The sequence below is a fragment of the Pseudoflavonifractor sp. 60 genome (assembly GCF_009911645.1).
GTDB lineage: Bacteria > Bacillota > Clostridia > Oscillospirales > Oscillospiraceae > Lawsonibacter.
Window position 1 is genome coordinate 1 of the sequence record NZ_QWKI01000252.1, and the last position, 461, is coordinate 461.

Annotated in this window: 1 protein-coding gene; it reads right to left on the minus strand. The window is 51.4% G+C overall.

Annotated features, from left to right (window positions below; all coding sequences use genetic code 11):
- On the minus strand, positions 1–425 hold a 425-nt coding region (locus tag D1646_RS20960), incomplete at its 3' end, for a phage replisome organizer N-terminal domain-containing protein (protein WP_201754793.1).
- Positions 426–461 lie beyond the last annotated feature (36 nt).

A 461-nucleotide genomic window follows, 5' to 3' on the forward strand; every position in this document is an offset into this window, starting at 1 on the left:
GGGTCTATGGGTGGACAAATGTCCACTTTACCGGAGGGCAGCAGTTTTTGACGCTGCAATCGTGTCCGCTCCCGCTTCTTCCTCTCGCCCTCGGTGGAGGACTGTCCAATCAGCAGTTGAATGTCGGCCATGTAGAAAGCACCATCTGTCAGGACTTCCACAAGGCCAAATTCCATGAACACCTTGATTGCCCTCTCCACGGTGCCAATCTGGTGCCGGGTGAAGGTGGCAATGGTCTGAACGGTGTGGGGAAGATGCTCGTTGAGCATGAGGATTCCACCGGATTTCAGCGACATGAGATACATTTTCAGCAGCAGATTCGAGTACAGCAGACCGTCCGGCATACTTTCCAGGACCACCATTGTCTCGCTGTTGTAGAAATTCTCTTTCAGTTTGAGATAGTAAAATCTCCTGTTTTCAGCCATAGGGTAAAACTCCTTTGTAGAATCGCCGTTGCGGGC